A 1,517-nucleotide genomic window follows, 5' to 3' on the forward strand; every position below is an offset into this window, starting at 1 on the left:
ACGAGTATGATTTCGCCAATGGCGTATTTAAAGTATTTAGAAGTTTTGTTTTCCATAATTAAAGATTGACGGATTTGGCGGAAGAATTTAATCATCTGATAGTTTTAAATAGTCTTTAATACTCTCTGCTAAAGCTGTAATTTTAGGAATGGTCTTTTGGTAAGCATCCACATGATTACTTTCTAAATTAATGATTCTGTAATGCACAATATTTTTATAATAAGTGTCACTCCAAACTTCGTTAAAGTCATTTGGAGTTGCTGATTTAAGAAAATCGATCTCATTAAAGTTCTGAAGATAATAGGGTCTGGTGATATCGTTAATATGTAATTCCATATCAAAAATCTTGTCTAGAAGAACATAATTATCTTCAAATAGATTAACGATATTTAGTCTTATGTTATCATCCTTAATTAGTTTAAGCCCAGACGCTTTTAAATCTTCATAAAAGGCTTTATTAATCCTTATAGCCTGGACTCCGTAAACCGAACCGAACAAGGTGTCTAAGCTCCTCCTATATTTTAGATCTTCGTTTTTTAAAAGCCTTTTTAAATGTTTCATTTTGTCTATCTGGGACAAAATTTCAGATAAGGATAGCTGCATGGCTTCAGCATCTGATATAATTCCTTTTCTTAATTCTATCAAAGCTTTTTTTTCAGCAATGTTCTCAATTCTATTGCTATTCCAATTATTAATCTGTAGTGCAATGAGAATACCAATAACCACAAGAATGATTTCTCCAATGGCGTATAGCACATACTTTTTTGTTTTCTTCTGGTTTACCATGGATTGACGGATATGGCGGAAAAATTTTATCATTCTTTTATGTAATCATTTATTTTTTCTATTAAATGTTCAATTGAAATAATGGTGTTTTGGTAATCTTCCAATTGATTGAACTTTAAACTTATAATTCTATAATGAACGATATTTCTGTACTTAGGGTCATTCCAAATTTTTTGATAGTCTATTGGTGTTGCAGAATCTTTAAAGTCCAAAGCGACGAAATTATCAAGATAGTATGGTCTAACGACCTGGTTAACACTACGTTCGTTCTCCAGAAAGGTTTCCAGAAGTTGATAGTTGTTTTCAAACAGATCTACGATTTGGGCTCTTAAACGTTTATCGCGTATGATTTGTAATCCACTGGACTTTAAATCTTCGTAAAATGCATGGTTGAGTCTCACATTCCTAATGCCATATACCTTGCCAAACAAGGTGTCCATATTTTTGGTGTAAGGATGTTTTGGATTTTTTAATAAAGAATCTAAAATGAGTAGTACCCTGTGGTCATTCTCGTCTTTTTTAAACGTATTTTTCAATAGGTCTTGATCGTTTTTAAGACCTTCCTTAAGTTCGTTTAATATGCCCAACTCTAACTTATGAGCTTGGTTGGCAGTGTTCCAATTATTGATTGATAAAGCAATAAGAATCCCAATGACTACGAGTATGATTTCGCCAATGGCGTATTTAAAGTATTTAGAAGTTTTGTTTTCCATAATTAAAGATTGACGGAT

General features: G+C 31.8%; 2 protein-coding genes. Both read right to left on the reverse strand.

What is annotated here, in order from left to right:
• Nucleotides 1–87: 87 nt before the first annotated feature.
• Complete coding sequence (locus tag ACFEMA_RS14675) at nt 88–819, reverse strand: hypothetical protein (RefSeq protein WP_411768962.1); 732 nt, start codon at nt 817–819, stop codon at nt 88–90.
• Nucleotides 816–1,517, reverse strand: a 702-nt coding sequence (locus tag ACFEMA_RS14680) for a DUF6090 family protein (RefSeq protein ID WP_411768963.1), incomplete at its 5' end; no start/stop codon positions are given. The genes ACFEMA_RS14680 and ACFEMA_RS14675, both read right to left, overlap by 4 nt.

It is taken from the genome of Winogradskyella sp. A3E31 (assembly GCF_046720935.1).
Taxonomy (GTDB): Bacteria; Bacteroidota; Bacteroidia; order Flavobacteriales; family Flavobacteriaceae; genus Winogradskyella.

What these genes read in the sequence shown, in the direction of transcription:
- ACFEMA_RS14675 (WP_411768962.1), bottom strand. Translation starts at nt 819, where the DNA reads ATGATAAAATTTTTCCGCCATATCCGTCAATCCATGGTAAACCAGAAG.